5 protein-coding genes are annotated in these 4,677 nt (G+C 62.2%); all 5 read right to left on the minus strand.

Features of this window, described 5'->3' with window-relative positions:
• A partial coding sequence (locus tag ACFWPJ_RS25155) for an AMP-binding protein (protein ID WP_378854849.1) occupies positions 1-598 on the minus strand: 598 nt, incomplete at its 3' end.
• Positions 599-603: 5 nt separating this feature from the next.
• Positions 604-1,824 carry an acetyl-CoA carboxylase biotin carboxylase subunit family protein gene (locus ACFWPJ_RS25160; protein WP_378854850.1) on the minus strand — a complete coding sequence of 407 codons (1,221 nt, stop codon included), beginning with the start codon at positions 1,822-1,824 and terminating at the stop codon, positions 604-606.
• Positions 1,821-3,248 carry a condensation domain-containing protein gene (locus tag ACFWPJ_RS25165; RefSeq protein WP_378854851.1) on the minus strand — a complete coding sequence of 476 codons (1,428 nt, stop codon included), beginning with the start codon at positions 3,246-3,248 and terminating at the stop codon, positions 1,821-1,823. The genes ACFWPJ_RS25160 and ACFWPJ_RS25165 overlap by 4 nt, the downstream gene beginning before the upstream one ends.
• 11 nt (positions 3,249-3,259) lie before the next feature.
• Entirely contained in the window at positions 3,260-4,393 is a 1,134-nt protein-coding gene (locus ACFWPJ_RS25170) for an NAD/NADP octopine/nopaline dehydrogenase family protein (protein ID WP_378854852.1), read from the minus strand.
• The coding region (locus tag ACFWPJ_RS25175) for a hypothetical protein (RefSeq protein ID WP_378854853.1) at positions 4,386-4,677 on the minus strand (292 nt) is incomplete at its 5' end. The genes ACFWPJ_RS25175 and ACFWPJ_RS25170, both read right to left, overlap by 8 nt.

The raw sequence follows: 4,677 nt of genomic DNA on the forward strand, positions 1-4,677 counted from the left end.
TAAAGACACTGGGGCAGACGTTGGTACCGCCGGCAATAAACGGCAAAATCAATTCGTTGACGGATTTGTCGAAGGAAATCGAGGTGTTCAATACGAATCGGATGCTGGACGTACCGGCGAGGAGCGGCACGAGCGATCGGAGTCTTTCGTCGAGGACGTCCTTTTCGATCATCACGCCCTTCGGGACGCCCGTCGATCCCGAGGTGAAGATGATGTATGCCAGGTTCGGCCGACGATTTCCATTGCCGGTGGGACGAACAGTGCTGGTCCTGCTGTCTAGGTTGTCGACATCCACGATCAGCGACGCGTCCGATTCCGCGAGAACGAGGTCGACCCGTTGAGCGGGCCAACGGTCATCGAGTGGGACGTAGACGCGGTTGGCCGCCAGGCATGCGAGGAAACGGGTCAAAGTGCCGTAGCCGCGTTGGCCTCTCACCGCGACGGCGTCACCGGGTTGAGACAACTCTTCGATTTCGACGACCGAGCGCTGTACGTCGGCCAGCAGATCTGCATAGGTGTGTTGACCGTGGGTGCCGATAAACGCGATCTCATCTGGATGAGTGGCCGCTCGACCTGCGATCTGGGTCCATAGGGGCATGTCGGTTACTCCTGGGTGAAACGTGCGGTCGACAGAATGTGCTGGCGTGCGGCGTCGATTCCCGACAGCAGCGAACGCCGGTCCGGTGCCGTCACGAGCAGGTCGCAGATCGCGTTGAGCGTTCCGTGTCGCGCGTCGAAGCCCTCATCGCGCTTACGGCGTCGTGCGACACCGATATTCGGCGAGATCCGGGTAAGGTGCCGGTAGTCGGGTGGCGTCACCAATTTCCCGGCGCCGCCTGGAGGATGGACCAGTATGTAGGCCGCATGTGTGTCCGGGGCCGGAAGGTGCGGCGGGAGACCAGCACAGATATCGAACACGGCTCCGACCAGGTCCGCGCCCGGTGTCGAGGCCGTGGACATCACGTGCAGATAGCCCCCGAGTCGCGGGTTGACCTCGACCACCTGGAAGCCGTCGGCGGTGTGCACGAATTCGATATGAAACGCCGGCCAGTGCCCGTCCCAGATACCCCCGATCCGCGCGGCCCAATCCTGCAGACAGGCTCGATGTTCGTCCGACATGCGAGACGGGATCAACAATCCCGTCTCGCCAAAATTGGCGGTCGGCGCAGCTCGGTCGGCAGGGAGAAACTCTGGTCCGGTCGGCGACATGAACACATCGACCGACACGTAGGCCGCGTACCAATCCGCATCGTCGCCGAACGGTATGTGGTCATGGAATTGCTCGGCGAAGTACTTCCCGTGAGCCAGGTCGATGTCGTGCCTGGCCGCGAACGAGTACCAGGCGGCCATATCGCCCACCACCGCGATGTCTCGGCTCGAGACACCGCGTCGAGGCTTCACCACGATCGGACTGCACTCGGCGAGGGCCGCCGCAAGGTCGGAGTCGCCGTCGAGCGGCCACACCTTGGTGTGTGACATGCCTCGACTGTTGAGGAGCCGGCGCATGTCCAACTTGTCGGCGGGAGTGGGCAGGTCCGGTCGACGAAGGTGAACTGTCGCCTCGAGCGCCTGGTACGCGTATCGCTCATCGAAGGTGATCAGCGCCGTCAGATCGTGATTGCGGGTAACGGTGGTGAGGTCATCCCCAACAGCGTGCAACCGGATCGACATCGAGTCGGCGAGCAACGCGATTTCCGGTGTTGCCTCCAAGACCGCAGTGGGGACGAACACCAGGCAATCGCGCTCCCGGGCGTGGCGCAGAAGGTCGAGATAGGGAGCTGACGGGCAGTCCCCGAGCAGCAATCCGATTGTGGATTCGGTCATCGCTCGAGACCTGCCGCCAACGCATCGAGACCGGCCGCGGCGAGAGAAGAGTCAGGGCGGTACTTGATGCTCAATCGGACCCGATCGCCGAAGCGATCGGCGACACATCGCAGGTGATGGCCGGTGATCGCGTCGGGGGATGACTGTGGGCCGAAATCGACGTCCATCGGTTGACAGTCGCCGATGCGAGCGTGCAGGTTCGTCAAGAGGGCACCGCGGTAGTTGAGATACAGCCGTGCTGGTTGTGCGAGAAGCCGCCCGGTGAAATCGTCGACAAGGTAGTCGCCGTCGGTGGCCTCGGCCAGTGCCACCTCGGCATCGGTGACCGACCATGCACCATCGTTTGGCAGCACAAGCCGTCGGATTTGAGCAAACCAGCCGACGGTGTTTGCCAGCGATGGCCAGCCGGCGGCCACGTCTCGGCCATGCCAGGTGAAATCCAGACGGTTTCGGGATGGATCCACGCGATCACGTGCGGTTCGGCTGAAGGCCGCGACGAGGGCAGGTGCGATGTGGCGCGAGTGCAGACTGCCGACATCCAGTTCCACGGTGGTGGTCCGCAACGACTGCATGGGAACGGTGCCCTGGTCCGTCGACGCGAGATCTGCGCGAACGAAGTCGTGGGTGGCAACGTGGGTGAGCCAGGCTACGTAGTTGTCGGACGTGGTTTCTATGTCGGACTTCTCATGAAGCGCGGTGACCAGGTCGTTATGGAGGACACCGATGCTGTGCCCGTCCACGCACAGGTGGTGGAGCAAGACAGTCACAGCTAGCGGGCCGCTGTCAGTATTCCAGACGAGTGCCACGCACAGCGGCCCGCGTGCGAGATCGAACCGGGCACCCCAGTGATCGACAGCAGTTTTGACAGGGCCAACGTCGTGGAGACCCTCGACCGGGACGTCAATCAGTGCGATGACACGTTGATCCGCGGAGGTCACAGACTGTGTCCAGCCGCGCTCGGAGCGGAGAAACCGCGCGGTCAGAGCGGGATGCCGGGTGACCAGGTCGGCCAGCGCCCTCCCGAGACGGCCTCGATCGGCGTGTTCGCACAGAGCTACGGTGAAATGATCGTTGTGCCAGTCACGGGTGGGTCCGTCTGCGACGACCGTGTACAACTGTGTGGGAGTCAACGGCAAATCGTGCGAAGCGGATGCGATCTCCTCGGTGGAAATTTGGCCGCGCCCGGATTGGGAATCGGCGCAGGCCAGAAGCGTTTCCAGAGTCGGTGCCGCGAAGAATTCAGTGCTGCCGACACGGACGTCGAGACGCTCGAGGCGTGCGATCAGTTGAACGGCCCCGAGGCTGTCACCACCCAGATCGAACCAGTTGTCCTCCGGCAGTGGATCCTCGTATTCGAGCATGCTCATCCACAACGACGTCACCAGCTCGATCGGATGGGGATCAGCGCCCACACTTGTGCTCACCAGTGGCCCTCTCATGCGTAGATACGGTTGTCGAGTAGAGAACGCAGATCGTCTCCCGTGAGATGCTCGGCAGGCGCGAGGTAGCGGTCGATGCAGACATCGGTCAGTCCGACACGACCGAGCAGATAGGGCAGCGCGGCCGCGAAAGCTTCGGTGGTCGGCATCCCGAACCCTTGGGCGCCGGCGAACGCGAGCATTGTGAACAACGCCGGAATGTCTTCACGAAGGTTTCTGGACAGGCGAAGGCTGCGCACATCGACCGGCGACAGCGATCGGTACAGCGTCCGGGTAGCCGCCATGGTGCTGAAGAAGTCCGATCGTGGCTCGTGTCCATATTGGCGTTGAAGGATCTGCGGGAAGGTCTCGGCGTGCACGCCATATGAGAGGGCCAGCCCCACACGCTCGACATCCATGGCGTCGAGTTGCTGCGCGAGTGTCGGATCGATGCCCTCGCTGTAGTGGAGGTAGCGTTCGCCACGGGCCGTGCGAACCACGTTGCTTGGATCGAGCGTCACAGCGGTATGGATGTAGTACCCGAGAGGGTCGAAGAGAAGTTCGATCGGAGACCGCTCACAAAATCGGCTCTTCCAGCTTTGATCACCGAGCGCCTGCGCGACGTCACTGATCGCACGATCCAAATCCCTGCCGTAATGGGCGACGCCGACGCTCGCCTTGCGATTGTACTCGACTGTGGAGCCGTCGACGCGGCAGCCGTACAGCGAGTCCTCGACCAAAAGCATGTTCCATCGCGCGGCGCGCGGATCTCGCAGCTTTCCGGCCAGCCACAGCGCGCCACCCTGTCCGCCCCGGATCATGACAATCGTCGCGTTCTTGTGGCCGAGTCGTGTCAGCAGCAGGTCGATCACGACACGTCGGACGCTGGGGATATCAGGGACGGTGACGAAGACGATCGTGGCCGCTGACAGAACGTTCGAATTGTCAAGGAGGAGAAAATCCTCGGCCCCGGTGGTCACCGTATCCGCGACGCCGGTCACGATATCATGCATCGTTATCGCCTGCCCGGCAAAGGGAGGAGTGCGTGAAGTGAGAACCGTGACCGCCGCCTCGGGCCGTGCGCGCAGGATGTCGGCATAAAGGGTGATTCCAACGTGACCGCCGCCGATGACTACCGTGCGATCACTCATTGTCCAGCCTGATCATCAGTGGGGACCATTCCGGACGAGTCGCGCGCCGATTTGCATATGCGCGGAAGACCAAGCGCTCGCATTCGTCCGTTGCCATAGCCTCGCGGCCGTGCAAATAATGGTCGTTGGGGATTACCAACGCTTCACCTTTGCGAATCGAGTGGCCATGGATCGCACCGATTTCATCGGCTGCCCGCCCCATTTCGATCCGGGCTCGATCGAATCTATCGAATTCGTCCGGCGGCAGCGAGGCGTCGGTATCTATAGAATCGAAGTGGTAGAGC

This window comes from Nocardia sp. NPDC058497, from assembly GCF_042720195.1.
GTDB lineage: Bacteria > Actinomycetota > Actinomycetes > Mycobacteriales > Mycobacteriaceae > Nocardia.

What these genes read in the sequence shown, in the direction of transcription:
- ACFWPJ_RS25170 (WP_378854852.1), bottom strand. Translation starts at nt 4,393, where the DNA reads ATGAGTGATCGCACGGTAGTCATCGGCGGCGGTCACGTTGGAATCACC.
- ACFWPJ_RS25160 (WP_378854850.1), bottom strand. Translation starts at nt 1,824, where the DNA reads ATGACCGAATCCACAATCGGATTGCTGCTCGGGGACTGCCCGTCAGCT.